The 23,805-nt window shown below is 53.8% G+C and carries 24 protein-coding genes and 1 riboswitch; of the genes, 13 read left to right on the top strand and 11 right to left on the bottom strand.

The genetic code is table 11. The features are described 5' to 3' along the window. The first annotated feature begins 55 nt into the window (after positions 1-55). The gene (locus ACN0YD_RS02175; RefSeq protein ID WP_417317001.1) at positions 56-1,549 is read left to right on the top strand and encodes an alkaline phosphatase; all 1,494 of its coding nucleotides are present in this window, start codon (positions 56-58) and stop codon (positions 1,547-1,549) included. A 15-nt stretch (positions 1,550-1,564) separates the two neighbouring features. Here ACN0YD_RS02175 and dapB read toward each other — a convergent pair whose 3' ends face one another. Beyond that, complete coding sequence (dapB, locus tag ACN0YD_RS02180; RefSeq protein ID WP_417317002.1) at positions 1,565-2,380, bottom strand: 4-hydroxy-tetrahydrodipicolinate reductase; 816 nt, start codon at positions 2,378-2,380, stop codon at positions 1,565-1,567. 103 nt (positions 2,381-2,483) lie between these two features. Here dapB and ACN0YD_RS02185 point away from each other — a divergent pair, with 103 nt between their 5' ends. Beyond that, the gene (locus tag ACN0YD_RS02185) at positions 2,484-2,981 is read left to right on the top strand and encodes a cupin domain-containing protein (RefSeq protein WP_417317003.1); all 498 of its coding nucleotides are present in this window, start codon (positions 2,484-2,486) and stop codon (positions 2,979-2,981) included. Here the strand turns inward: ACN0YD_RS02185 and ccoS are convergent. The 8 genes from ccoS to ccoN form a co-directional block, all read right to left on the bottom strand. Then, positions 2,960-3,154 (bottom strand): cbb3-type cytochrome oxidase assembly protein CcoS, encoded by a 195-nt coding sequence (ccoS, locus tag ACN0YD_RS02190; protein WP_417317004.1) that lies wholly within the window; start codon positions 3,152-3,154, stop codon positions 2,960-2,962. The two genes, ACN0YD_RS02185 and ccoS, sit on opposite strands and share 22 nt — an antisense overlap. Continuing rightward, positions 3,154-5,361, bottom strand: a complete 2,208-nt coding sequence (locus ACN0YD_RS02195; RefSeq protein WP_417317005.1) for a heavy metal translocating P-type ATPase — start codon at positions 5,359-5,361, stop codon at positions 3,154-3,156. Before ACN0YD_RS02195 ends, ccoS begins: the two co-directional genes overlap by 1 nt. After that, entirely contained in the window at positions 5,361-5,864 is a 504-nt protein-coding gene (locus ACN0YD_RS02200; protein WP_417317006.1) for a FixH family protein, read from the bottom strand. Before ACN0YD_RS02200 ends, ACN0YD_RS02195 begins: the two co-directional genes overlap by 1 nt. Continuing rightward, on the bottom strand, positions 5,864-7,393 hold the full coding sequence (gene ccoG / locus ACN0YD_RS02205) for a cytochrome c oxidase accessory protein CcoG (RefSeq protein ID WP_417317007.1): 1,530 nt from the start codon (positions 7,391-7,393) through the stop codon (positions 5,864-5,866). The genes ACN0YD_RS02200 and ccoG overlap by 1 nt, the downstream gene beginning before the upstream one ends. 126 nt (positions 7,394-7,519) lie before the next feature. Next, positions 7,520-8,383 (bottom strand): cytochrome-c oxidase, cbb3-type subunit III, encoded by an 864-nt coding sequence (ccoP, locus tag ACN0YD_RS02210; protein ID WP_417317008.1) that lies wholly within the window; start codon positions 8,381-8,383, stop codon positions 7,520-7,522. A 2-nt stretch (positions 8,384-8,385) separates the two neighbouring features. After that, positions 8,386-8,541: a cbb3-type cytochrome c oxidase subunit 3 gene (locus ACN0YD_RS02215; protein WP_417317009.1), complete on the bottom strand. Its 156-nt coding sequence runs from the start codon at positions 8,539-8,541 to the stop codon at positions 8,386-8,388. A gap of 21 nt (positions 8,542-8,562) precedes the next feature. Then, complete coding sequence (gene ccoO, locus ACN0YD_RS02220) at positions 8,563-9,288, bottom strand: cytochrome-c oxidase, cbb3-type subunit II (protein WP_417317010.1); 726 nt, start codon at positions 9,286-9,288, stop codon at positions 8,563-8,565. Between the two features lie 14 nt (positions 9,289-9,302). Continuing rightward, on the bottom strand, positions 9,303-10,961 hold the full coding sequence (gene ccoN, locus ACN0YD_RS02225) for a cytochrome-c oxidase, cbb3-type subunit I (protein WP_417317011.1): 1,659 nt from the start codon (positions 10,959-10,961) through the stop codon (positions 9,303-9,305). 369 nt (positions 10,962-11,330) lie between these two features. Here ccoN and ACN0YD_RS02230 point away from each other — a divergent pair, with 369 nt between their 5' ends. The 9 genes from ACN0YD_RS02230 (at position 11,331) to ACN0YD_RS02270 (ending at position 20,429) form a co-directional block, all read left to right on the top strand. Beyond that, complete coding sequence (locus tag ACN0YD_RS02230; protein WP_417317012.1) at positions 11,331-12,611, top strand: dipeptidase; 1,281 nt, start codon at positions 11,331-11,333, stop codon at positions 12,609-12,611. Positions 12,612-12,806: 195 nt separating this feature from the next. Next, positions 12,807-12,891, top strand: a riboswitch (cyclic di-GMP riboswitch). 14 nt (positions 12,892-12,905) lie between these two features. Then, positions 12,906-13,079 (top strand): hypothetical protein, encoded by a 174-nt coding sequence (locus tag ACN0YD_RS02235; protein WP_417317013.1) that lies wholly within the window; start codon positions 12,906-12,908, stop codon positions 13,077-13,079. 765 nt (positions 13,080-13,844) lie between these two features. Further along, positions 13,845-14,630 carry a DUF3450 domain-containing protein gene (locus ACN0YD_RS02240; protein ID WP_417317014.1) on the top strand — a complete coding sequence of 262 codons (786 nt, stop codon included), beginning with the start codon at positions 13,845-13,847 and terminating at the stop codon, positions 14,628-14,630. Beyond that, on the top strand, positions 14,627-16,000 hold the full coding sequence (locus ACN0YD_RS02245; RefSeq protein ID WP_417317015.1) for a MotA/TolQ/ExbB proton channel family protein: 1,374 nt from the start codon (positions 14,627-14,629) through the stop codon (positions 15,998-16,000). Before ACN0YD_RS02240 ends, ACN0YD_RS02245 begins: the two co-directional genes overlap by 4 nt. Before the next feature lie 2 nt (positions 16,001-16,002). Next, entirely contained in the window at positions 16,003-16,530 is a 528-nt protein-coding gene (locus ACN0YD_RS02250) for a MotA/TolQ/ExbB proton channel family protein (protein ID WP_417317016.1), read from the top strand. A 9-nt stretch (positions 16,531-16,539) separates the two neighbouring features. Then, complete coding sequence (locus ACN0YD_RS02255) at positions 16,540-16,941, top strand: ExbD/TolR family protein (protein ID WP_417317017.1); 402 nt, start codon at positions 16,540-16,542, stop codon at positions 16,939-16,941. Then, positions 16,938-17,540, top strand: a complete 603-nt coding sequence (locus ACN0YD_RS02260; RefSeq protein WP_417317018.1) for a TonB family protein — start codon at positions 16,938-16,940, stop codon at positions 17,538-17,540. The genes ACN0YD_RS02255 and ACN0YD_RS02260 overlap by 4 nt, the downstream gene beginning before the upstream one ends. Before the next feature lie 14 nt (positions 17,541-17,554). Beyond that, complete coding sequence (locus ACN0YD_RS02265) at positions 17,555-18,949, top strand: tetratricopeptide repeat protein (protein ID WP_417317019.1); 1,395 nt, start codon at positions 17,555-17,557, stop codon at positions 18,947-18,949. Between the two features lie 262 nt (positions 18,950-19,211). Continuing rightward, a complete protein-coding gene (locus ACN0YD_RS02270; protein WP_417317020.1) occupies positions 19,212-20,429 on the top strand; it encodes an EAL domain-containing protein in 1,218 nt (405 codons plus the stop codon). A 73-nt stretch (positions 20,430-20,502) separates the two neighbouring features. On the opposite strand, the gene ACN0YD_RS02275 is transcribed toward ACN0YD_RS02270, so the two are convergent. Together ACN0YD_RS02275 and ACN0YD_RS02280 are read right to left on the bottom strand one after the other, a co-directional pair. Further along, a complete protein-coding gene (locus tag ACN0YD_RS02275) occupies positions 20,503-21,609 on the bottom strand; it encodes a protein phosphatase CheZ (RefSeq protein WP_417317021.1) in 1,107 nt (368 codons plus the stop codon). After that, positions 21,609-21,995: a response regulator gene (locus tag ACN0YD_RS02280; RefSeq protein WP_417317022.1), complete on the bottom strand. Its 387-nt coding sequence runs from the start codon at positions 21,993-21,995 to the stop codon at positions 21,609-21,611. Before ACN0YD_RS02280 ends, ACN0YD_RS02275 begins: the two co-directional genes overlap by 1 nt. Positions 21,996-22,222: 227 nt before the next feature. Between ACN0YD_RS02280 and ACN0YD_RS02285 the strand changes: the two genes are divergently transcribed. Next, a complete protein-coding gene (locus ACN0YD_RS02285; RefSeq protein WP_417317023.1) occupies positions 22,223-22,651 on the top strand; it encodes a MaoC family dehydratase in 429 nt (142 codons plus the stop codon). A gap of 77 nt (positions 22,652-22,728) precedes the next feature. Further along, a complete protein-coding gene (locus ACN0YD_RS02290) occupies positions 22,729-23,706 on the top strand; it encodes a bifunctional riboflavin kinase/FAD synthetase (protein ID WP_417317024.1) in 978 nt (325 codons plus the stop codon). The last annotated feature ends 99 nt before the right edge of the window (positions 23,707-23,805 follow it).

A 23,805-nucleotide genomic window follows, 5' to 3' on the forward strand; every position in this document is an offset into this window, starting at 1 on the left:
ATTTCTGATCGGCTGATTGTGGCTGGTCGGGAATTTGTACAATTAAGGACTTTGAATGAACCTGCTGAAAAAAATTGATGGAAGCATTTTCCGTCTTTCCTGTGCTGCCTTACTCACCCTGTCTGTTGCGGCCTGCGCGCCCGATAAACAGATCACAGAGACGCCGCTGGTTCCTGTCAAACCGAAAAACGTTATCCTGTTTATCGGCGACGGCATGGGAATCAGTACGGTGACGGCTATTCGGATCTATGAGGGTCAGTTGCGTGGCCAGAGCGGGGAGGAAAACATCCTGAGCTGGGAGGCTTTTCCCCGGGTTGCCCTGTCCAAGACCTATAATACTAATCAGCAGGTGCCGGATAGCGCCGGTACGGCCACTGCCATGTATACCGGTATCAAGACCAAGGCCGGTGTGTTGGGTGTGGGACCGGATGTGATCAGAGCCGACTGTGCCTCAACTCCTGGAACAGAACTTCCCACCATTCTTGAGCTGGCAGAAGAGAAGGGGTTGTCTACAGGGATTGTAACCACGGCCCGGCTGACCCATGCCACCCCTGGGGCCGCTTATGCCCATATTTCCGAGCGGGACTGGGAAGCGGACAGCGACCTGAGCGACGAAGCCCGGCAAAACGGATGCAAGGATATTGCCCGGCAGTTTGTTGACTTTAATAAAGGCAACGGCATAGAGGTTGCTCTTGGCGGCGGCCGGCGCAATTTCATTCCGGCGACCATGCCCGATCCGGAGTATGGTGACCAATCCGGTGAACGTCATGACGGACGTGACTTGACCCGGGAGTGGCAGGCAAAACATCCGGAAGGAGCCTATGTCTGGAATGCGGAGCAGTTTGCCGCTATTGATCCGGTAAAAACCGACCGGCTTCTGGGATTGTTCGAGCCTGCGCACATGCAATATGACTATGACCGTCGGCAGGACGGTTCCCGTGAACCCTCACTGGCGGAAATGACTGAAAAAGCCGTAAAGATGCTGTCAAAGAATGACAAGGGGTTCTTCCTGATGGTGGAGGCCGGACGTATCGACCACGGTCATCATGAGGGTCGGGCGGCGATGGCGCTGACCGATGGCGTGGCTTTGCACGAGGCCGTAAAAATGGCCGATAGTCTGACCGATGACGGGGATACCCTGATCATTGTCACAGCGGATCATAGTCATACCTTTGTCATGGCCGGTTATCCGACCCGGGGCAATCCGATCCTGGGCAAGGTCATCGGCAATGACGATCACGGTAATCCGGCAAAAAGCTACAGCCTGATGGAAGACGGCAAACCCTATACCACCCTGGGCTATCAGAACGGCCCGGGCGGCATCTGGCCGACGGACGATCATCATTATGACCGCAAGGACCTGACACAGGTGGATACAACGGATCCTGAGTTTCACCAACAGGCCCTGCTGCCGCGCAAGAGCGAGACCCACGGCGGCGAAGATGTGGCCATCTATGCCAAGGGCGCCGGATCGGAACTTATCGGCGGCGTGATGGAGCAGAACCTGATCTTTGATGCCCTGAAACAGGTTCTGCCGTCAGAACAATAGGATGATGGTCCGGGGCTAGCCCTTGGGCAGTCCCAGCACATCGAACATGTCATAGAGGCCGGCCTGGTGGCCAAAGGACCAGAGCGCGGCCTTCAGGGCCCCGCGGGCGAAGATGGCCCGGTCCGTGGCCTTGTGGGTGAGCTCCACACGTTCATCATAGGCATTAAAGCTGACGGTATGTTCGCCGGCCACATTGCCGCCGCGTAACACCGCAAAACCAATATCACCGCGCTTGCGTTCGCCGGTAATGCCGTCGCGCACCTTGTCGGTCACATCTTCCAGCCTTACACCGCGTCCCTGTGCCGCCGCCCTGCCGAGGCTCAGGGCCGTACCGCTGGGGGCATCCACCTTATGCCGGTGATGCATTTCCAGGACTTCGATATCAAAATCCTCGTCCAAGAGGCTTGCCGCCTGCCGGGTCAGGTAAAACAGCAGATTGACACCGAGCGAGAAGTTGGAGGCATAGACCACCGGGACGACTTCGGCAGCGGTGTTAATGGCCCGTTCGTCTTTCTCTGTCAGCCCGGTGGTGCCAATGATGTGGGCGGTATTGTATTTTTCCGCATAGGAACAATGCAGCCGGGTCGCGGTCGGGCAGGTGAAATCAATCACGACATCAGAAATCTCGAACAGCTTTTCCGCATTGTCGGTGACCTTGAGGCCGCTTTCCTCGCCAGTTGCGGGATGGCGGATGGGGCTGCCGACAAGCGGGCTGTCATGGCGTTCAGTACCGCCGCTTAAGGTCGCGGCCTTATTATCCAGCACTTCCCGGACCAGCGCCTGTCCCATGCGTCCGCCACACCCGACAATTCCGATTCTGATCTCTGACATTTTCGTGATCCTGCCGTATTTATTTCTCTGCTATAGTGCCTGTCTTAAATGATCTTGGAGCCGTTGAAAAGAAATATCAGGAGTTGAGCCGATGAGCGGGGATATGAAAAAAAGTACGAATATTGTTCACCGGGATGATCTGGACTGGCGGGAGGTGAGTAACGGGGGAAGAATACATCTCCTGGCCAAATCCTTTACCGTGCCTTCCGGCGCCCGGGAACTGGGCTGCTGCTTCAACCGCCTGCCGGCCGGGAAACGATCCTTTCCAGAGCATTATCACCTGGCCAATGAGGAGGCGATCTATATCCTGAAAGGCGAAGGCACGCTTCTTGGCAACGGCGGAGAGCAGATCGTTCGGGAAGGCAATTTCATTTCCCTGCCGCGGGGCGAAGACTATTCCCACCAGATGTATAACCACACCGATCAGGACCTGGAATATCTCTGCATGTCTACCATGAATGAGCCGGAGGTGGCTATTTATCCCAATAGCGGAAAAATGGGAGTCTTTTCTGGTCAGGCGCCGGGCGGCAATCCGGAAAATGTGGCTATCAGGTCAATTTTCTATCCCAATGAAACGGATTATTTCGATGGTGAGGACTGAACGTCCGGGATTTGACCCTCTTCCTTTTCCATCTCATCTTCCTCAAATAATGCGCGGTAGCTGGCCCCGTCCAGATCGTCATACTGGCCGGTTCTGAGTGACCACAGAAAGGCGGCGAGACCGGCAAGGCCCATCAGCAGGGCAAGGGGAATCAGATAGATGATAATATCCATCAGGCCTCTCCCTTGCTGCTATAGAGTTTTGCCAGGTTCAGCCTGAGCGCATTCAACGTCACTACAATGCTGGACCCGGACATGGCCAGGGCCGCAATCAACGGGGTCAGGAAGCCAAGGGCAGCAAAGGGCACGGCCACCATATTATAGGCGGCGGCAAAGGCGAAATTGACGAAGACCAGGGTCCGGCTCTTGCGGGAAACCTGCAGCGCCCGGACCACAGTATCCAGCTTCTGGGACTGGAAGATGAAGTCGGCGGCATTCTGGCTAACATCGGCGGCGGAACTGGGGGAAATGGACACATAGGCTGCGGCCAGCGCCGGGGCGTCATTGAGGCCGTCACCCACCATCAGCGGTTTTTTGCCTTTGTCTTTCAGCTCTTCGAGAACCTTGATTTTGTCCTGCGGTTTGAAGGCGGCCTTCCAGTTGCCGATGCCGAGTTCGGCAGCCACTTCGCGGACCACATCTTCCCGGTCGCCGGACAGCAGGATCAGGTCCAGCCCGTCTTTTTTCATCCAGTCGCAGACCTCGACGGCATCCCGGCGCAGACGGTCACGGAAGGCGAGGAAAAGTGGTGCTTCCCCCTCGACGGCCAGCCAGAGCTCGCTGAAACGGGTATTGTCCAGGGCGTCATCAGGCACGTTGCACCATGTCCGGTTGCCGAGCCGCACTTCGCGGCCGTCAATGACCGCTTTCAGGCCCATGCCGGCTTCCTCATGCAGCGCACTGTCGGTGGCGATGGTGGGGATATTACGCTCGTGACAGGCAACAATCAGCGCCCGGCACAGGGGATGGCTCGAAGATTTGGCGAGGCTTGCCGCCAGTTCCAGCGTTGCCGGATCAAGATCATCCGCATTGGCCAGTTCCGGCTGGCCCAGCGTCAGGGTCCCGGTTTTATCAAACACCACTGTGTCCACTTCCGCCAGCCGCTCCAGCCCGTCGGCGGCCTTGACCAGAATACCTGACTTGAACAGCTGGTTGGAGGCCACCACCTGCACCACCGGCACGGCAAGGCCAAGCGCACAGGGGCAGGTGATGATCAGCACGGCAATGGCGGTGATCAGCGACTGTTCCCAGCCGACGCTGGAAAACAGCATCCAGCCAATGAAGGTAAACAGGGCCAGCAGGTGCACTGCCGGGGCATATATTTTCGCCGCCTTGTCGGCAAGGCGCACATATTTGGCCCGGCCCTGTTCGGCGGTTTCCATCAGGGTAATGATTTCATCCAGCAGGGTTTCGCCGCTCAGCGCGGTGATTTTCACGTCCAGCGCACCGTTCAGGTTCATGGTGCCGGCAAAGACTTCGGTGCCTTCCTCCGCCTTGACCGGCAGGGTTTCACCGGTCACCAGGCTGGTATCCACTTCCGAGACACCCTTCAGGATTACACCGTCCACCGGAATGCGGTCACCGGGCATGACCCGCACCATCTGGCCGGGACGCAGCATTTCAATGGGGCTTGTTTCGGTCTCCCCGTTCTCCAGCAACTGGGTTGCCGTATGGGGCCGGTAAGACATCAGGTTCTGGGCCATGCCGCGGGCGTGATTGCGCATCTTGCGGTCCAGATAGCGGCCGATCAGCAGGAAAAACAGCAGCATCACCGCGGCATCATAATAGGTGTGCATGGCCCCCTGCATGGTTTCCAGCAGGCTCATGGCGCAGGCCAGGATAACCGCCAGCGAGATGGGCACATCCATATTCAGGTTGCCCGCCTTGATGGCGCCCCAGGCAGATCGATAGAAGGGCAGTCCGGCATAGGCGGCGGCCGGTAGCACCAGCAGGGCGGAAATCCAGTGCATCAGAAGCCTGGTACTTTCGGTCATGTCGGAGACATTGCCGGACCAGACCGAAACCGACAGCAGCATGACATTGGCGGAAACAAACCCGGCCACGGCCATGGAAATCAGCAATCTGCGGCTTTCCTTGTCATCGGCCATCAGTGACGGGTCATCCTTGAAGCGGAAAGCCCGGAAGCCGATATTCTTCAGGGTTTCGATGACTTGCTCGCTGCGGCCTGTTTCGTCCCTGGTTTCGGGCTGGTCGTCATTGGCCCATTGGATCGCAAGTCGCTGGGTTGTGAGATTCACCCGGGCATTGCGGATTGCCGGATTCTTTGCCAGCGTACCCTCGATTTCGCGGATACAGGACGGGCAATGCAGTCCCTCGACCACAAAATGTTCAATCTCCGGTGATTTCAGAGGTTCGGTCATTACTTGCTCACAATAATTCGATCCCTGAGAATATATTTAGTCTCATTATCGCTTTTTGCAATGGCGGTGATTTCCCACACGCCGGGTAACGGCAGGTCGACCGGGGCCTGATACAGGAAACTGCCGTCTTTTTCTGCCGTCAGCGGCAGGGTCATTTCGAAATCATATCCCTCGACTATGGGGCGGCGGAACTGCACCAGGAGAGTAGCCGGGGTTGCCGCATCATCCGGACGTAAAAGACTGATGCCCAGTGTGCTTCCCTTCTGTGTTTTGAAAGGAGAGGCAATATGAAGTTTCCAGCCGGACATCTTTTGCAGTCGGTCCTGCTCAATCTCTTCGTTGTAGGCCAGCCCTTTGCGATAGGCATTGTCGGTGGCCAGGCCGTTCCAGCTGTCCAGGGCTATCCAGGCCATGACACCGTTGACGGCAAAGACAACCAGAAAAAATCCGATCAGCCAGATGAGGACGGTTTTGCCGGTAATTCGTTTTGGTGTGTCATGCATTATCTGGGGCCCTTGAAGTTGGTTTTGCGGACGTCCGTTTCCTCGCCGTTCACATCATGAACCTCGAAAGCGATGTCGGTGCTGGGTCCGGCCAGGGATTTCCGGTGTGCGGCGACATAGACCTTTACGGATCTCAGCCGGTCCCGTTCCACATGAACGACGGGAAGTCCGCCCTCGGTGATATCTGTCACACCTTCCACCCGGATTTCGTAATCGTCAAGGCCCAGGACTTTGACCGAGAAGTCTCTGTCCAAACGGGATTTGTTGAGGATTTTCAGGGTATAGCCGTTGCGGATATCCCCACTGGAGAGCTGGACAAAGACCGGGTTGCGGTCTCTCAGCACGTTAACTTCCAGCTCCGCCCGGGTCAGCAGGGTATAGAGCATGAAGGCGCCGACCACCAGGATCAGCGTGCTGTAAATAATGGTCCGCGGGCGGATAATCCGGAAATGTTCCTTTTCGCCCTTGGCCCGGGCTTCGAAATTGGCCAGACTGTCATAGGCGATCAGGCCGCGCGGGCGATCAATCCTGTCCATGACCTCGTTACAGGCGTCTATACAGAGCGAACACTGGATGCATTCCAGCTGCATGCCGTCGCGGATATCGATCCCCTGGGGGCAGACCACCACGCACTGGCGGCAGCTGATGCAATCGCCGCGGCCTTCCCAGCTTTCGCCTTTCTTGTGCGGCCCGCGTGGTTCGCCGCGGTCGTAGCGATACATGACAGCAAGGGAATCCTCGTCCAGCATCACCGACTGGATACGCGGCCAGGGACACATATAGGTACAGACCTGTTCCCGGGCGAAACCGCCCAGCAGATAGGTGGTGGAGGTAAACAACGCAATCCAGAAATAGGCGTTGGGGTCCGCCTCGAAATGGATCAGTTGCTGAAACAGGGTGGGGGCATCGGCAAAATAAAAGACCCAGGCCCCGCCTGTCGCCACACCGATCAGCAGCCAGGTGATATGTTTGGAGAGTTTTTTGCGGATTTTGCTGAAGGTCCAGGGCGCCTTGTCCAGTTTGATTCGTTCGTTGCGGTCGCCTTCAAAAAAGCGTTCCACCACCAGAAACAGGTCGACCCAGACGGTCTGCGGACAGGTATAGCCGCACCACATGCGCCCGGCGGTACTGGTGACCAGAAACAGGCCGATGGCGGCCAGAATTAGCAGGCCGGTGAGATAGTAAACTTCCTGGGGCCAGATTTCGATAAAAAAGAAATAGAAACGCCGCGCCGGAAAATCGATCAGGATGGCCTGGTCGGGCAGGCCCTCGCCCCTGTCCCACCGGAGCCAGGGGGCCAGGTAATAGATACCCAGGGTGACGATCATGATGGCCCATTTAATGCTGCGAAAGGTGCCACGGGCCCGTTTCGGGTAAATCTGCTCCCTTTTTTTATAGAGGGAGCGTTCTTCAGGACGGTTGACCGCTTCGACCTCTGCCCTTTCCACTTCGGGATGCGGGACGATGTTTTGGGGAGCGGGGTCCGGCAGGGGGTTGTGTCCCTCCGGATCTTGAGGCTGGTTTGCCATATTACATGCCTTTGACTAGTAAATATACCCTGTTGAAGTCCGGGACCCATGGTGACATTGTTTGTCACTCTGAACTCAAGTTCCTCCCCGCAGAGGTGTCATCTCCCGGGTCCCGGATTTTATGCTTTATTCGCCACCACCCAGCGAGTGGACGTACACGGCCAGGCTTTTGATTGTCGCCGGGTCAAGACGTCCCGCCCAGGTCGGCATCACGCCGCGGCGGCTGTTGGAGATGGTTTCGTAAACCGTTTTATAGTCACCGCCATACAGCCAGATGCCGTCAGTCAGGTTGGGTCCGCCCAGCTCCTGAATGCCTGAACCGTCTTCGCCGTGACAGGAAGCGCAGTTTTCCTCGAAGAGAACCGCTGCGCCTTCCGGTGCGGCAACGTCGCTGTCAGACAGCGAGATCACATAGTTGGCAAGGTCGGCAACCTGTTTCTTCTCGAGAATTTCATCCTTGAGGAAGGCGGGCATGTCGTTTATCCGGGTGTCCTCATGAACGGAACGAATGCCGACGTTAATGGTTTCATGGATGGCATCAAGCGTGCCGCCCCATAGCCAGTCGTCATCATTCAGGTTAGGATAGCCCTTGGCGCCGGAGGCCCCGGAGCCGTGGCAGCCGGCACAGTTGTCACCGAAAGCGGCTTTGCCGCCAGCCATGGCGAATTCCATCAGTTCCTGGGTGTTCTTGATGGTTTCAAGGTCGGCGGTCAGCAGTGTCTGGGCCCGGGTGGCGCGATCAGCCTTGATGGCTTCCACCTGGGCATCAACAACGGCCCGCTGGCTGTAACCCAGCATCCCCTGGGTATATTCCGTAATGAGCGGCCAGGCCGGCATGGCCACCCAGTAGCCGATGGCCCAGATAATGGAGACCAGCCAGGTCCAGATCCACCACCGCGGCAGCGGGTTGTTCAGTTCCTTGATGCCGTCCCACTCATGTCCGGTTGTTTCCACACCGCTGACATTATCGATTTCTTTTTGAGTGCTCATGTCTATTCCTCATCCAGTGGTGCGTGAGAAGCTTTTTCGAACTTGTCCCTGTTTTTGGGCCACAGCGCGTACGCCACTGCCCCCACAAACAGGACCAAAAGCAGGACCAGGCCCCAGGTCTGGGCAAAAGCCGAGACTTCGTGATGTGATAAATCCATCTTCTTTCTCCTTCACCCGGATTAGCGCCGGTTGCTTTCTTCGTCATAGAGGGAGAAGTCGACAAGGGTGCCGAGCATCTGCATATAGGCAATCAGGGCGTCAAGTTCGGTGATTTTTTCCGGGTTGCCGTCAAAATCACGAACCTGTGCGCCGGGATAGCGCTCCATCAAGCCGTCGTAACCGTCGCTGTCCTCGTTCAGCTGGGCTTCCAGATCCGCCGTGGCGTTTGCCACCATGTCATCGGTATAGGGAACGCCGACCATCTGGTTGGCCTTCAGATCGGCCTCGATAGTCTGGTATCTGAGCTTGCTGGTTGCCAGGAAAGGGTACCCCGGCATGATGGATTCGGGGACAACCTGACGGGGGTCAACCATATGGGCCCGGTGCCACTCGTCGGAATATTTGTTGCCAAGACGGGCAAGGTCCGGCCCCGTACGTTTGGAGCCCCACTGGAACGGATGGTCATACATGCTTTCCGCTGCCAGTGAATAATGGCCGTAACGTTCCACTTCATCACGGGTGGAGCGGATCATCTGGGAGTGACAGGTGTAGCAGCCTTCCCGGATGTAGATATTCCGTCCGGCCAGCTCCAGCGGCGTATAGGGACGCATGCCCTTTACTTTTTCGATGGTGCTGTCCAAATAGAACAGGGGTGCGATCTCGATGATGCCGCCGATGGAGACGACAATCAGGATACCGATGACCAGAAGAATGGAGTTCTTCTCAAAGATTTCATGTTTAAACATAGGTCCATTCCTCCTTATTCAGCCATCGCCGGGGACATGCCCGGTTCTTTTGCCTTGGCGTCGCCCTCGCCCTTCACGGTCATCCACAGGTTATAGGCCATGATCAGGGAGCCCAGTACGAAGAGCAGCCCGCCGGTGGCGCGGATGATGTAATAGGGATGCATGGCTTCGACAGTTTCCACAAAAGAATACTCAAGGAAGCCGAGTTCGTTATAGGCACGCCACATCAGGCCCTGCATGATGCCGGAGACCCACATGGCGCAGATATAGAACACGATGCCGATGGTGGATACCCAGAAATGCCAGTTCACCAGCTTCATGGAGTAAAGTGACTGACGTTTCCAGATCCAGGGCACCAGGCAGTAAATGGCGCCGAAGCTGACGTAAGCCACCCAGCCGAGAGCACCGGAATGGACATGGCCGATGGTCCAGTCGGTATAGTGGCTGAGGCCGTTAACCGCCTTGATGGACATCAGTGGCCCCTCGAAGGTGCTCATACCGTAGAAAGCCACGGAAACCACCAGCATCTTGAGAACCGGGTCGGTGCGCAGTTTGTCCCAGGCGCCGGACAGGGTCATCAGACCGTTGATCATGCCGCCCCAGGACGGCATCCACAGCATGACGGAGAACGTCATGCCCAGTGTCTGCGCCCAGTCGGGCAGGGCGGTATAATGCAGATGGTGCGGGCCGGCCCAGATGTAAATGAAGATCAGCGCCCAGAAGTGGATGATCGACAGCCGGTAGCTATAGACCGGCCGTTCCGCCCGCTTGGGCACAAAATAATACATGATACCAAGGAAACCCGCGGTCAGAAAGAAGCCCACCGCGTTATGGCCGTACCACCATTGTGTCATGGCGTCCTGAACACCGGAAAACAGGACATAGCTTTTCGGTTCGGTCCAGGAAATCGGCACGGTCAGGTTATTCACCACGTGCAGCATGGCCACGGTGACGATGAAGGCCAGGTAGAACCAGTTGGCCACATAGATATGCGGTTCACGGCGGCGCCACAAGGTCGCCAGGAAGACCAGCAGGTAGGTGACCCAGACAATGGTCAGCCAGATATCCACATACCATTCCGGCTCGGCATACTCCTTGGACTGGGTAATGCCCAGCAGGTAGCCGGTAGCGGCCAGCACGATAAACAGCTGATAGCCCCAGAAGACAAACCAGGGCGCGACTTCCCCCGCTAAACGGGCCTTACAGGTGCGCTGCACGGCATAGAAAGACGTGGTGATCAGCGCGTTACCGCCAAAGGCAAAAATCACTGCCGAAGTATGCAGTGGGCGCAGACGTCCGAAGTTGATATATTCCAGGTCGAAATTCAATGCCGGGAAGGCCAGTTGCCAGGCGATAATGTCGCCGGCCAGAAAACCGGCAATTCCCCAGAAGACGGTTGCAATGACACCGGCCTTGATGATGCCGTCATTATAATAGACGCCGGCCGGAGAAGGCTCTGACTTGACGATATTGTTCTTGCCAAACCCGAGACTGAAAACGCCGACGATTCCCAGAATGAAGGCGGCCAGCATAACAAAGGCATGTATCTGGAAGGGGGTTGAAGTTGTCTGTGCTGCAATTAGCAGCGCGAGAATGGCGCCAATCCCAAGCCCCAGGGAGGTAAGCCATTGTGCCAGTGAACTGACAGCAGGTGGTGTAGTTTGGGTTGTCATGTACAAACCTGTCTTTTTAGAGAATTAAAATTCGCATAGCGTGCTGTACCATTCGACCCGCCACCGACCTTCGGTGCAGGATCATCAGCACTCGGATAGGACATTCGTCCTTTTACTTCATTGATTTGAGTCAAAAACAGGGCGAGGAAAGCGAAAAAACGGTCCAAGTGACTGTTTTTCAAATGGGAAACGGACAATGTGTCTATAATAGCCAAACCCCTGTCCCCTCAGATGTCAAAGTTTATTATGTACTGTTATTTCTGTACTGGCAGGATCGAGTTGCCCGCATAATAATCTACAGCTATCATATGCCAAATATGAGTATAACTGCAAGTAATCTAATGTAAATCATTCGGGGATTTCAGAATTATGACTGAAAATCAGAGGTGTTCCACGGGAAAACGTTTTTATTGCGGCCTGACTGCGGCGCTGTTCATGGGAATGGCCGTGGTTTGTGCTCAGCCGGCGGGGGCAACTTCAAGGTTATTGACGCCCGAAGTGTTAACACATCACAAGATGTTCACCATAGACAGTCATGTGGATATCCCTCTCAATTATACCGAAACGCCGGAAACCGATCCCGGTAAGGCCACAGAGATGCAGGTGGATCTGGGCAAGATGGAAAAAGGCGGTCTCGATGGCGGGTTCTTTATCGTCTATGTGGGGCAGACCGAAAGAACGCCTGAGAATTACGCAAAGGCGAAACAGGATGCGCTGAGGAAGTTTTCCCTGATTCACCGTATGACCGACGAGCTGTATCGCGACCGTATCGGTCTGGCCTATCACCCGGATGAAGCTGAGAAAATCCATGCCGCCGGTCGCAAGGTGGCCATGATCGGCATCGAGAACGGTTTTGTGATCGGCAAGGATATCTCCCTCCTGAAAAAATATTATGACCTGGGCGGTCGCTATATGACCCTGGCCCACATGGGGCACAATGATATCTGTGATACTTCCACACCGAGCGAGGAACTGGGCGACGGTGAAGAGGAGCACGGCGGTCTCAGCGATTTTGGCCGCAAGGTGGTTGATGAAATGAACCGGCTCGGCATGATGGTGGATATATCCCACATTTCCGAGAAATCCATGCGCCAGGCGGTGGAATATTCAAAAGCGCCGGTGATTGCTTCCCATTCCAGCGTGCGGGCTCTGGCGGATCACCCCCGTAACCTGACCGACGACCAGATGCGTTTGCTGGCAAAGCATGGCGGGGTGGCACAGATCGTCGCGCTCAGCGCCTATATCAAGGTGGATCCCGCCCGCAAGGCAGCCTATGACGTGCTCGAGGAAAGGGTTGCTGAAATCTACCGTGGCCAGGGACTGGACGAAGATCAGCTTTATGAAACGCCTGAAATGAAACAGGGTCTGGAACAACTGGACCGGGATTATCCTCCTGCCACAGTGAAAGAGTTCGTCGATCACATTGATCACGCTGTGAAGGTTATGGGCGTTGATCATGTGGGAATCAGTTCCGATTTCGGTGGCGGTGGCGGAATCATCGGCTGGAATAATGCTGCAGAGACCACAAACGTAACCCGGGAGCTTCTGTCCCGAGGCTACAGTGAGGAAGATGTCGCCAAAATCTGGAGCGGCAACCTGCTCAGGGTCTGGCGCCAGGTCGAGGATGTGGCAAAAACCCTAAACCCGTAAGCCCGGACGACAATTCCTGTCACAGCTGTCTTAATACCGCCCCAATCATTCAATAGAAATGACGTTCGCACGGCCTGTTTTCCGTGAGTCGGGATATCTGCCGTATTTTTGTAAAATTTTACCCATTTGTTTACGACCTTTTTAGATATTTTGTTTAAAGTTGAATATTCCAGACGAGTTGAGTTTCAAAGTCTCTGGTGACAAGGGCAAACCGTCGGTAACGGCGGGACGCAAAACCACTGGTCCCCCTAAATGCTTCGGGGATGGCAGGGTTACCGCAAGGAGAAATTTAGGATGGCACGCAGTAAGATGACTACAGAATTTTCCGCAAAAGACGATTTCGAATACAAGCAGGAACTGGCTTACCAGATGGTGAAAAGGTTCGGTCTCGCCGCGGCCCGGCAGACCTGCATTGAAAACAGATGGCACGGTGTGCTCGAAGCCGTGAATGCTGTCCGCACTCACTAATAGACTTGCCCGTTCGTTGGGCAATTCCGGCGGTTGATGCATATATTTGAGTCCGGCATTGAGTCTGGCCCGGTCGTGCCGGTCGTCGGTCGGCGTGACAGAAAGCAGCACAGTTAAAGGGTGCTGCTTTTATTTTTTTTCCGCCGACTGAAATTCTCCGCATGATTCTTTCGCCGGTCCCCGGTGTAATTTAATATTTATTTCATTAAACGTGGCTGGCTGGACTGGCGGCAGTGTTGTTCGGAGGCATTTTTTTCCTTGCACCCGGCCTGTGCGGTGCTGATTTTTGATTGGGCTAACACACTGATAAACTGTAGGTATTACACACTTTTTAGAACTTCCGGCAGAGGCGTATCACGGTTTCAAAATTATAAAATATAGTTTTTTTTGGATTTGCCATGAAGCAGGTCTTGAAAAGCATGCAGTTTTTGGGATAGTGTGACGCACTGTCTGTGAGGTGTGAGCCCGGTTCGCCGGGCCAAATAAAGAAAATGCGGATAATAAAACCGAAAAGGAAAACCGCATTCTAACGGATTAAAACTTTTAGGACTCTTTCTGTCCAAAGCCATTTTGGCAGGAAGAGCGCTTAATTAGGATTGTGTACAAGGGGACGAGTATGAAGAAATCAGACCTGGAACTGCGGGACAACTTTGTGTGTTTTTCTCGCCAGGGCAGTTTCCGACATCATACAAATTCTCCGAATACATATTATGCCATATTGGATGGTTCAATTTTTACAACCCATAAAAAGCTGTAGGAAGACGCATGATTAAGCACCGAGTAAGAACTGCTGTTCTTTCCGCCGTTGCTGCTGGGGCCCTTGTTCTGGGCGCTGGCGTAGCGGGTGCAACTGGTTTGCAGGATGTCCTCAATGAAGGCGAAGCTGCGAACAAGATTGCACAGGAGTCACAAAAACGCATCGACGGCATCGTTGAAGAAACTGACAAAATCACTGCCCAATACAAGGCTGTGATCAAAACTGTTGAAGGTCTGAAAATCTACAATGCCCAGCTGCAGCGTCAGATTGACAACCAGAAAGCAATGATGGTGGATCTGAACGAATCCATCAAGCAGGTTACCTATGTGAAGCGTCAGATTACGCCGACTATGGTAAAAATGGTTGATGCCCTCGAGCAGTTTGTCACACATGACATTCCTTTCCAGAAGGAAACCCGTCTGGAAGCTGTCGAAAAGCTGAAAGCTCTGATGGACGATCCTTCTGTGGACGCTTCCGAGAAGTTCCGCAGCGTGTTTGAAGCTTATCAGATCGAGAGTGATTATGGCCGCGCCCTGGTTTCCTATACGGATTCCATCGAAATTGACGGAACCTCACGTGAAGTTGAGTTCCTGCAGATTGGTCGCGTAGCCCTGGTTTACCAGACTAAAGACGGAAGTATTTCCGGCGCCTGGAACAAGAATACGGGTGAGTTCGAGATTCTCTCTGACTCCTACAATTCTTCCGTTACCCAGGCTCTGAAAGTGGCAAACAAACAGGCTGCTGCTGACAGGCTTCTGAAACTTCCCATTCTGGCACCGGAGCAGGCACAATGAAAAAGCTGATAACAATTATTCTTGCTGTTGCTATCGGCGGAATTGCCTCAACAGCTATGTCACAGCAGGCAGCTCAGAATCTTGATGAGCTCCTGGAACTTGTCCGGCAGGGAAAAATCAATGAAACTGCCGAGCATAAAAAACGTGAGCAGGAATTCCTGCGCAACAAAGCCCAGCAGCAGCAGCTTCTGAGGCAGGCTGAAGCCGAGCAGCGGGCCGAAGAGCGCCGCTCTGACCGCCTCGAGGCCGAATTCAATGCCAACGAGGAAAAACTGGCTCAGCTGCAGGAAGAGCTGTCCAATGAGCTTGGTGCTCTGAAAGAACTGTTCGGTGTGTTGCAGCAGGTATCCGGTGATGCCCGCGGTATCTTCGAATCTTCCATCATCAGCGCCCAGTACGCCAATCGTGAAGACTTCCTGGACGAACTGATTCAGAAAACCGCTTCCAGCTCCAAGCTGCCGACCATCGAGGAAATCGAGCGTCTGTGGTATGAAGTGCAGCGGGAAATGACCGAATCCGGTAAAGTGGTTAAGTTCAACACCACTGTTCAGTATCCGGACGGTGTGACCGAGGAAAAGGAAGTGACCCGTGTTGGTACCTTTAACCTGGTCTCTGACGGTAAATATCTGGAATGGAGCCCGGGCGCCAAGCGTGTGACCGAACTGGTGCGTCAGCCGGCTGACCGTTTCCTTTCAACTGCCTCCGATCTTCAGGAAGCAGAAGAAGGTTTCACAGCCTTTGCGCTTGACCCGTCACGTGGTTCAATCCTGGCTCTGCTGATCCAGGCACCGTCAATCGGTGAGCGTATCGACCAGGGTGGTACCATTGGTTACCTGATCCTGGCCATCGGCGCTATCGGTGTACTGCTGATTATCTATTGCTTCGTGAGCCTTGGTCTTGCGAACAGCAAAGTCAAAAAGCAGATCCGCAGCGATGTGGTCAACACCGACAACCCGCTTGGCCGTGTGCTCAGCGTTTATGATGCCAACAGAACTGTTGATGTTGAAACTCTCGAACTGAAACTGGACGAAGCAATCCTGAAAGAGACACCTGCTCTTGAACGCTTCCTGGTAATGATCAAAATCATCTCCGCCGTTGCCCCGCTTATGGGTCTGCTCGGTACGGTGACCGGTATGATCGTGACCTTCCAGTCCATGACACTGTTTGGTACAGGCGATCCGAAGCTGATGGCCGGTGGTATTTCTCAGGCATTGATGACAACCGTGCTTGGTATTGTGGTGGCTCTGCCGACACTGTTCCTGCACAGCATCGTGTCTGGTATGAGCAAGCGCATCATCCATACCCTGGAAGAGCAGAGCGCTGGCATCATCGCCGTTCATGCAGAGCAGCAGTCCGGTAGAGGAGCCTGATCATGACGCCCCTGATTGAAGCATTCGAGTTGGTGCGGGACTTTATGGAACGGGGTGGCCCGATCCTGACCTGGATCTTTCTCGTAATCTTGTTGATCTGGGGGCTGGTTTTCGAGCGTCTGGTCTATTTCAAAACCGGACATCGCAAGCAAGTGAATGAAGTAATGGGAACCTGGGAAGCTCGCTCCGAGCGGACTTCCTGGTTCGCCCATAAAATTCGCGAAGCCATGATCAGCCAGGTAACCATGGATCTGAGAGGAACCATCCCCCTGATTAAAACTCTGGTGGCTGTTTGTCCTCTGCTGGGTCTGTTGGGTACCGTAACCGGAATGATTGAGGTCTTTGACGTGATGGCGATATTGGGAAGCGGCAATGTCCGCGCCATGGCTGCGGGTGTATCCAAAGCCACGATCCCGACAATGGCCGGAATGGTCGGTGCCCTGTCCGGCGTGTTTGCCTCCTCTTATCTGGAGAACCGCGCCAACAAGGAAGCCGAAATGCTCGAAGATCACTTAACTATGGATCATTAAGAGAGAGCCATGCGAAAACATGCTGCAAAGAGTCAGGATGATGCAACAATCGATATGACACCGATGCTGGACATCGTGTTTATCATGCTCATCTTTTTTATTGTAACAGCAGCCTTTGTAAAAGAGGCCGGTATCGATGTGACCCGGCCTCTGTCCCAAACCTCTGTGCCACAGTCCAAGGCTAACATCATGATCGCTGTCAGCGATCAGAATGAAGTCTGGATGCAGAAAAAACGTGTTGATGTGCGGGCGATCCGCGCCAATGTGGAACGACTGCGTGCAGAGAACCCTGAAGGAACCGTAGTGATCCAGGCCGACACTGCAGCGAAAGCCGGTGTGATGACAGATGTTGTTGACGCCGTCCGTGCTGCAGGTGTCATGGATTACGTAGTATCGACGAGGGATCAATGATAGCAAGATATACACTAGCGTTTTCATTCGCCCTTCTGGTTACCTTTGCGTTGTTCTTTGGGATGCAGTTGCTGATTGCAATGGGTGGAAAGCCGAATACGGAAAAAGGCATCAATATCCGCGTGGAAATCGCCGATGTCCGTAAGGCCCGGGAAGTGGAGCAGAAAGTCCGCAAGCCCGAAAAGCCCGAAGACGTGGAAACTCCGCCGGAAACGCCTGACATTGAAATGGATGCAAATCTCAATGTTCAGACCGGTTTCGAGATCGGTTCTGCCCAGGTTGACACGGGTATCCAGGTTGCCGGAACAGGCGGGTTTGCCGCCAGCGACGGTGATTATCTGCCAATTGTTAAGGTGGCGCCGGTCTATCCGCGCCGTGCGGCGGAACGGGGAATCGAGGGTTATGTGATCCTTGAATTTACCGTGACAAAGAACGGTACGGTAACTGATATTGTGGTTGTTGAAACCACAAGCAGCCTGTTTAACCGGGCCGCCATCAAGGCAGCGGAAAAATTCAAGTACAAGCCGAAGGTGGTTGACGGAGAGGCGGTCGATGTGGCCGGCGTTCTTCACAAAATCACATTCGAGCTTGAGAAGTAGAACGGAGAAACGTAATGAAAAAAATGACTGGATTTACGAAAACCCTCTTTTCTGCTTCTGCGCTTTCCGCAGCGCTTCTGGTTGCCCCGGTTACTGTTCAACTGACAGGCCAGGTCGTCCAGGCTGAGGAGGAAAAGAGCAAGTATGCCGATCGAAAAACCCGCAAAACACCGGCCATGAGGCTGAAAGTGGGTAATGCGCTTGGCAAGGCCCAGGAATTCGCTGAAGCGGAAAACTGGGTGGAAGCCGACAAGGTGCTTGAACAAGAACTGGGGTCAAAGCTGGACAGTCTGAACAGCTATGAACGCGCCCAGTACTATAACTTCAAGGGTTTTCTGGCCTATAGCCAGGAAAACTACAAGGGCGCCATTACGGCTTACCAGAACGTGCTGAAGCAGGAAAATCTTCCGGCCGCTCTTGAGGACAACGTCACCTATACCATGGCTCAGCTCTATTTCGTGATGGAGCAGTATAACAAGACCATTGAGTATATGAACGACTGGCTGGAATACCAGGAGACGCCAAGCGCCAACGCTTACGTCATTCTGGGACAGGCCTATTATTCCCTGGGTGACCAGAAGAATGATACGTCCTATTACAAGACGGGTATTCCCTATATTGAAAAAGCCATCAAGCTTTTCGAGGAAAAGGGCAAGGAGCCCAAGGAAAACTGGTACCTGCTTCTTCGTGTCATGTATTTCGAGCTGAAAGACTATCAGACGGTTACTGATATCCTTGAGCTTCTGGTGACCAAATGGCCCAAGAAGGAATACTGGATTCAGCTGGCCGGCATGTATGGCGAACTGACTAACGAAAAAGGCATGACCGAAAAACAGAAACGGGAACTGGAACGCAAACAGCTTACCGTGTATGAAACGGCCTATCGCCAGGGTTTCCTGAAGAAGGAATCGGAACTGGTCAATATGTCCCAGCTTTTCCTCTATCACGAGATTCCCTACAAGTCTTCAAAGGTGCTCGATAAGGCCATCAAGGATGGCGCCGTAGAGAAAACCTCTAAACACTGGGAATATCTCTCCCAGGCATTCATCAACGGTCAGGACTACAAGAAAGCCCTGATGCCGCTGAGAAATGCAGCTGAATTGTCCAAGGACGGCGATCTCTACATGCGTCTCGGCCAGGTTTATATGCAGCTTGATGACTATGAGAATGCGGCCAAATATATCGGTCTTGCCATTAACAAAGGCAAGCTGAAGCGCGAGGACACCGCTCATGTGGTGCGCGGTATGGCCTATTTCAATCTGGGACAGCTGGACAAGGCCCGCAAGGAATTTGAAGAAGCCCGCAAGTTCGAGCGCAGCCGGAAAATGGCCAACAAGTGGATTTCCTATCTTTCCAAGGAAGCCAAGCGGCTTGCGGATATCAAGGAATTCCTTGGCGGCAAGAGCTGACATCAAGATATAAATATATATAGATATATCAAGAGAGGCGATCGGGAGGTCGCCTTTTTTAATTCTGAAACGGCGGATTTCCGGGGTGTTCCTTTGTCCCGATGCGGCAAACGCTGTTACGGTTTTCAGAATACTTGATCCTGCAATTCATCTCATCTATCGTAGCCAGATTGCATAAAAAGCAATAAAAGAGGCAGAGGGGGTGGTAATCCGCTGTAATCAGCAAATTGTGGATACGCACCAACGGATTATGGGACGTTAGATGAATATTTTGACGCATATTCTGATTATGGCGAGTTATGCGGTTGTGGCTGTTCTTGTCTATCTGGTCAGCCCCGAGGTATTTCCTGTTCTTGCTCCGGGCACGCAGATGGTCCTTGGCGTGACTGTTTTTCTGGCCAGTATGCAGCTCCACGGCCTTTATATTTTCCGTATGGGCCGTCAGGATATGGCTGGCCGGCTCATGGACCTTCACCAGGACTATCAGATGGCCGTGGACCGTCTGGAGGAAATGCGGCTTGAACTGAGAAAACAGGAAGAGAAGCTGAGCCGTTCTGAATCGAGCCAGAATGCGGAAATCATCTCCGAGATGCGGGTTCTCCAGACCCTTCTGAACCAGGTCGTCGAAAAATCAGGCAAAAGACTTTCCGGCCGGAGAGGGGACGAGACGTTGGCCCGCAGGATTGCCGGCGGCACTTCGGGTGGGACTGCCCAAGAGGACAACGGCAAGGACCGCAGCGATGAGGATATCCTGCGCGTCATGCATTATGCCTTGGAAGACAACCGGGTGGATCTATACTTGCAGCCAATCGTTGCCCTTCCGTCCCGCCGTGTGGTTTATTTCGAGGCCTATTCGCGGGTGAGGGATGAACAGGATCATGTGATTTTTCCCAGTCAATATATGCCGCTGGCGGAGGATAGCGGCCTTGTGGGAACGCTGGATAATCTCCTTCTGTTTCGCTGTATCCAGGTGATCCGCCGGTTGGGTCCTCGCAAGCCCGATCTCAGGTTTTTCTGTAATATTTCTTCGGTCTCCCTCAATGATCAGGAGTTTTTCCCGCAATTTATCGATTTCATGCTGGAAAACCAGGAACTGGCGGACAGATTGGTTTTCGAATTTTCGCAGCAGGATGTAATGCGTCATTCCACTAATGTGGGGCGTAGTCTGGCGGCCCTGGGTCGGCGCGGGTTCCGTTTTTCCATGGACAAGGTGATTGATTACAATATCGATCTCGGTGACCTGGCGTCCCGCTATTTCCGCTATGTTAAAATGGATGCCGCATCACTGCTCAACAAGGAATCCGATATTCATCCCGATGATATCAAGGAGGCCTTTGCCCGCTATGACATTGACCTGATTATCGAGAAGATTGAGGATGAACAGACGATTCTCGAAGTGCTGGATTTCGGTATGGACTTCGGTCAGGGGTACCTGTTCGGTGAGCCGCGACTCAGCAGCGATACGTCGCTCAGTCTCTAGCGCCTGAAAACAAGATGAAAACAAAATGCCGACCTAACGGGCCGGCATTCTTAATTGATATGGCTGTAATTTATCAACCGAACAGGGCGTCAATGTCCTCCTGGGAGGTTTTATCTGATTTTTTGGGCTCCAGGGCCGCTTGAGGATCCTGTTCATAAGTTTTCTTGGCAAAGGTCTGGGGTTTTTTCTTTGCTACGGGCTTCGGTGCGGGTTTCGGCTCGGGTTCCGGCTCAGGGGCCGGTTCCGGGGCGGCTTCGGCTGCCGGCGCATCCTCTGAGAACAGGGCGTCGATATCATCCGCATTCAGTTCTTCGGTGGCAGCTTCTTCAGGGGCAGCTTCCTCGGCAGGAGCTTCGGCTTCTGCTTCTGCGGCTGGCGCTTCTTCCGTTGCGGCGTCATCTTCTGCGAACAGCGCATCAATATCATCCGCATCCAGGTCCTGCTGGTCGGTTGCAGCCTCCTCATCGGGGGCGGCTTCTACTTCTTCTGCTGCGGCTTCTGGGCTTTCAGCTTCTTCTTCAGCGGCACCAGGGTCGGTCTCTCCATTAAGAAGAGCGTCGATTTCGTTCTGATCGATACCTTCACCTTCGAGAGCCGGACCGTTGAGAAGAGCTTTTTCTTCATCAACTTCTTCCTGATCCTCGTTGGTTTTGGCAACATCACCTTCCTGAAGGCCGAGAATGTTGATCAGACGGTCGACCCGGTCTTCCACATATTCGAGGGTGCCGACAACCTTGCTGATTCTCTGGCCGGTGATGTCCTGGAAGGAACAGGCCTCGAAAATCTCCATCACAGCATCATTCACGCAGGACTGATACGCCTCGTGATCCTCCGGATCAGCAGACATGATCCGTTCGGCAGCTTCCATGATGGTGTTGGTCGCGCTTTCGGTCTGCTGAACAATAGCTTCAAGCTCCTGACCGGCGCGGGGGATCTGAGCATCGTCAGAATGATCTGCTGACAGGGAAGCAATTTCCGACTTGGCGTCATTAATATAGTCGGCCAGCGACTGGCACTCCTGATAGAGTGTCAGGTCGATAGAGCGGAAATAGCTCTCGGTGGACCGCATGAGGACTTCGGTCAGCGCGGCCACATCCGGTAGTGATACAGGAGTGTGGTCGCCCTGTCGCAATTTGTCGACAAGCGGACTTATATGGTCAGGCAGCAGCCCCGAACCCATTAGAAGTCTCCGAGAACAGTAACCAGCTTCGTTTTCAGGGTCGCTGCGTTAAACGGCTTGACGATGTAGTTGTTTACACCGGCTTTTTTGGCCGCAATCACGTTATCGGTTTTGGATTCAGCAGTAACCATGATGAAGGGAACCGCCTTCAGCATTTCATCCGAACGGACTTCTTTCAGAAGTTCATATCCGGTCATCGGTTCCATATTCCAGTCGGAAATAACCAGACCATAGTTCTTGGCCCGCATTTTGTTCAGGGCCTCTGAACCGTCGCTGGCTTCATCTACATTCTGGAAACCAAGCTGTTTCAACAGGTTCCTGATAATACGCAGCATGGTTTTGTAATCATCCACGATCAGGATAGGCATTGACATTTCTACAGCCATTATTTTCCCCGCTCCTTAAGCTAACAGGTTAAAAATCTTAAACACGTCAGTATCCGGCAAATCCGAGTAGGTGACAGGTACAAATTATCCCGAGGGACTAAAAAAAGGGTTAATAGAATGGGGGGGGTTTTGTTTTTTTTTATATTGGTATATGGTGCGCTGCAAAAAAATTGCGGCATTTATATGCGTATATCGAGAAATTCTAACATATTTTGTGGGAGTTACCTGTGTCCGATTTAGTGAAGTATTTTGTTGAAGACCTGGCTCCCGGCCAGTCGGCCAGCCTGAAAAAAACAGTTTCCGAGAGAGATATTGAACTTTTTGCCGAGGTGACAGGAGATTCGAATCCCCTTCATCTGGAAGAGGAATATGCCTCGACAACAGTCTTTGAGGGGCGAATTGCCCATGGCATGATGACTGCTGGCATTATTTCCGCCGTTCTGGGAACCGAACTTCCCGGGCCGGGCGCAATCTATATGTCCCAGAATCTTAAATTCCGGGCCCCGGTCAGAATCGGCGATACAATCCAGGCCTCGGTGACGGTGGAAGACGTGATTGTGGAAAAAAAGCGTGTAAAACTTCAGTGCGTGTGTAAAGTAGGCGATACCGTTGTTATGGACGGGGAAGCCCTTATGATGGTTCCTGCCCGCGGATAACAGGGGCAAGCAAGAGATACGGCCGGAAAAGATGCTGCACGCCGGTCAGATGATCCGAGGGACAATCGAACGCGCCTATGAAGATATTCAGGCATTACGACGATATACCGGATACCTGCAGGGGATCTGTCATTGCCTTGGGCAATTTTGACGGTTTTCACAAGGGGCATCAGATCGTCATAGGACGGGCTGGACGTATTGCCCGGGAAATGAAGACCTCGCTTTCGGTGCTGACCGTAGAACCGCACCCCCGCACCTTTTTTAATCCGTCGCAGGAGGACTTCCGGCTGACCTCCTTTCGCACCAAGGCGCATTTGCTGGAACAATTCGGCGTAGACCAGCTGTTTACCCTGCCCTTTGACAGGGATTTCTCGAAAATGACGGCCCAGGATTTTGTTCTGGATGTTCTGCGGGACAAAATCGGCGCCCTGCATGTGGTCACCGGTTATGACTATCGTTTCGGTGCGGGACGCGGCGGCGGGACAGATGTGCTGGGCTGGCTCAGTGAAGTGGAACAATTCGGCTACACCATTGTGGAGAAAGTGATGGAAGGGGATCATATCTATTCTTCTACCAATATTCGCGACAGTCTGCGCCAGGGGGATGTGCGCCAGGTGGCGGAGCGCCTCGGCCACTGGTGGAGCGTGGAAGGCCATGTGATCCAGGGGGATCAGCGGGGGCGGATGATTGGGTTCCCGACCGCCAATATCTCCATGGATGGCTATCTCAAGCCGCTGGCCGGTGTCTATGCGGTCCGGGTGATTATCGAGGAGGAAGGTATCTGGCAGGGGGTGGCCAATGTGGGCCGCAGACCCACCTTTGACAAAAAGGATATTCTGCTGGAGGTTCATCTTTTTGACTTTGACGATCACATTTACGACCATCCGGTGAAAGTGGAGTTTGTCGACTTCATCCGCGAGGAAGCCAAGTTCGATGGTCTGGAGGCCCTGAAGACGCAGATCGGGCAGGATTGCCTGACGGCCCGCGAGCTTCTGGCAAAGCCGGAAAATGCCCGGGATTATATTCCCGTTCCCCGCCTTGAAGATTATCTTTGAGATATAATCGCCTGATTCCGCTTCCCGCCCGAGAAAAGGCTCGACAGTAAGCAACAAGCCTTGCTACAAAGTGACGTTTTTCAGTCCGGAACCCAAGCT

The sequence above is a fragment of the Emcibacter sp. genome (assembly GCF_048269205.1).
In the GTDB taxonomy this organism is placed as follows: Bacteria; Pseudomonadota; Alphaproteobacteria; order Sphingomonadales; family Emcibacteraceae; genus Emcibacter.

Bases quoted from the DNA above. Each gene is read 5' to 3' on its own strand.
- ACN0YD_RS02195 (WP_417317005.1), bottom strand. From the start codon at position 5,361: ATGACCGAACCTCTGAAATCACCGGAGATTGAACATTTTGTGGTCGAG.
- ACN0YD_RS02250 (WP_417317016.1), top strand. From the start codon at position 16,003: ATGACGCCCCTGATTGAAGCATTCGAGTTGGTGCGGGACTTTATGGAA.
- ACN0YD_RS02235 (WP_417317013.1), top strand. From the start codon at position 12,906: ATGGCACGCAGTAAGATGACTACAGAATTTTCCGCAAAAGACGATTTC.
- ACN0YD_RS02240 (WP_417317014.1), top strand. From the start codon at position 13,845: ATGATTAAGCACCGAGTAAGAACTGCTGTTCTTTCCGCCGTTGCTGCT.
- ACN0YD_RS02175 (WP_417317001.1), top strand. From the start codon at position 56: ATGAACCTGCTGAAAAAAATTGATGGAAGCATTTTCCGTCTTTCCTGT.
- ACN0YD_RS02255 (WP_417317017.1), top strand. From the start codon at position 16,540: ATGCGAAAACATGCTGCAAAGAGTCAGGATGATGCAACAATCGATATG.
- dapB (WP_417317002.1), bottom strand. From the start codon at position 2,380: ATGTCAGAGATCAGAATCGGAATTGTCGGGTGTGGCGGACGCATGGGA.
- ACN0YD_RS02245 (WP_417317015.1), top strand. From the start codon at position 14,627: ATGAAAAAGCTGATAACAATTATTCTTGCTGTTGCTATCGGCGGAATT.
- ACN0YD_RS02185 (WP_417317003.1), top strand. From the start codon at position 2,484: ATGAAAAAAAGTACGAATATTGTTCACCGGGATGATCTGGACTGGCGG.
- ACN0YD_RS02230 (WP_417317012.1), top strand. From the start codon at position 11,331: ATGACTGAAAATCAGAGGTGTTCCACGGGAAAACGTTTTTATTGCGGC.
- ACN0YD_RS02260 (WP_417317018.1), top strand. From the start codon at position 16,938: ATGATAGCAAGATATACACTAGCGTTTTCATTCGCCCTTCTGGTTACC.
- ACN0YD_RS02200 (WP_417317006.1), bottom strand. From the start codon at position 5,864: ATGCATGACACACCAAAACGAATTACCGGCAAAACCGTCCTCATCTGG.
- ccoP (WP_417317008.1), bottom strand. From the start codon at position 8,383: ATGAGCACTCAAAAAGAAATCGATAATGTCAGCGGTGTGGAAACAACC.
- ccoO (WP_417317010.1), bottom strand. From the start codon at position 9,288: ATGTTTAAACATGAAATCTTTGAGAAGAACTCCATTCTTCTGGTCATC.
- ACN0YD_RS02215 (WP_417317009.1), bottom strand. From the start codon at position 8,541: ATGGATTTATCACATCACGAAGTCTCGGCTTTTGCCCAGACCTGGGGC.
- ACN0YD_RS02290 (WP_417317024.1), top strand. From the start codon at position 22,729: ATGAAGATATTCAGGCATTACGACGATATACCGGATACCTGCAGGGGA.
- ccoN (WP_417317011.1), bottom strand. From the start codon at position 10,961: ATGACAACCCAAACTACACCACCTGCTGTCAGTTCACTGGCACAATGG.
- ACN0YD_RS02270 (WP_417317020.1), top strand. From the start codon at position 19,212: ATGAATATTTTGACGCATATTCTGATTATGGCGAGTTATGCGGTTGTG.
- ACN0YD_RS02275 (WP_417317021.1), bottom strand. From the start codon at position 21,609: ATGGGTTCGGGGCTGCTGCCTGACCATATAAGTCCGCTTGTCGACAAA.
- ccoG (WP_417317007.1), bottom strand. From the start codon at position 7,393: ATGGCAAACCAGCCTCAAGATCCGGAGGGACACAACCCCCTGCCGGAC.
- ccoS (WP_417317004.1), bottom strand. From the start codon at position 3,154: ATGGATATTATCATCTATCTGATTCCCCTTGCCCTGCTGATGGGCCTT.
- ACN0YD_RS02265 (WP_417317019.1), top strand. From the start codon at position 17,555: ATGAAAAAAATGACTGGATTTACGAAAACCCTCTTTTCTGCTTCTGCG.
- ACN0YD_RS02280 (WP_417317022.1), bottom strand. From the start codon at position 21,995: ATGGCTGTAGAAATGTCAATGCCTATCCTGATCGTGGATGATTACAAA.